This is a genomic window from Aliterella sp. E5.1 (assembly GCF_057473825.1).
Genome location: NZ_JBYCCV010000502.1, coordinates 1 through 1,101, shown reverse-complemented (window position 1 = coordinate 1,101; position 1,101 = coordinate 1). Strand labels below are relative to the sequence as shown.

Here is a 1,101-nt window from a genome sequence, read left to right as displayed (position 1 = left end):
TTCCCATCTGTACCTTCCTATGTTTTCTCGCCAATCACTTGAACTGCAAAAGGCATTTCAACCCCTGGAAGCATCCCCTCCTCTTCCATTTCTTCTTCTTCGCCCCCAGCCTCACATCCAGCCGCAAGAGCTAAAAAGACTACAGACACCGCAGTCCAACGAAGCAGTTTTTTTGAACTAAATTCAATCACTGTTGGGTTCCTCTTAGAATTGCTGCACTTTAGAATTATGGCACTATATCTTGGTTGTAGCCCTGATCCTCTAGAAGAGGATCAGGAAGTTCTTCTATCGGAGGTAGGAACCTAGTCTGCCGAATCTATGGCCCTGCACTTAAAAAATTCAAAACGGTATCATCCCCATATTCAGGGGGGTGACCTTGAATAAAGTTTGGTTGTACGGAGATACCCACTTTTATTGAGCAATTGGGCTCCCGTGGTGGTTAATTAAATACCAGCGATCGCCCATGCGCTCAAACAGATTCGTAGCCATGGATTGGGCTTGCACCCGTCGGCGACCAACAACCTGGAGCAAATTTTCTCTTAGAATCACGTAGGCTAAGTTTTCATTTTGCTCGATCGCCAAAATCTCGGTTTCAATCTCCAGATAACGGGTATTGCGGAAAATCTGCTCCCAGGAGAACTGGATATCTTCCCAGCCTTGGAGGACTTTTCGACCAGGATGAACACAAAGGCTGCTGATTCCCTGGGACCAAACAGCCGCCATCGCCTCAAGATCTTTTTTCTCAAAGGCGCGGTAAAATGCCTCGTTCGCAGCCAGGATTGCTTGGCGATCGCTGCTGCTCATTTAGTGGGCAGCACTGTGGGCTGCCTTATTGTTGCTCGGTCCTTGCCCATTTCGGGGCTGAAGCACTCCATAACCGCCGTGATTACGCTCGTAGATCACGTTGATTTCATCGGTCTCTTGATTGCGGAACATATAAAAGTCATGATCCACCAACTCCAGTTGCTCCAGAGCGGCTTCGACGCTCATCGGCGGCATGGCAAAATACTTGCTGCGCACCACTTGTTGGGGCAGCTCAGGAGTCCGATCTTGAATTAGATTAGGGACGACACTCCCAACAACAGATTCCTCAGCCATTGC

General features: G+C 48.7%; 3 protein-coding genes. All 3 read right to left on the bottom strand.

Annotated features, from left to right (window positions below; genetic code table 11):
* Positions 1-17 precede the first annotated feature (17 nt).
* Positions 18-191 (bottom strand): hypothetical protein, encoded by a 174-nt coding sequence (locus AC2VE5_RS28575; protein WP_486890887.1) that lies wholly within the window; start codon positions 189-191, stop codon positions 18-20.
* Between the two features lie 220 nt (positions 192-411).
* The gene (locus AC2VE5_RS28570) at positions 412-804 is read right to left on the bottom strand and encodes a nuclear transport factor 2 family protein (RefSeq protein ID WP_486890886.1); all 393 of its coding nucleotides are present in this window, start codon (positions 802-804) and stop codon (positions 412-414) included.
* The coding region (locus AC2VE5_RS28565; RefSeq protein ID WP_486890885.1) for a sigma 54 modulation/S30EA ribosomal C-terminal domain-containing protein at positions 805-1,101 on the bottom strand (297 nt) is incomplete at its 5' end.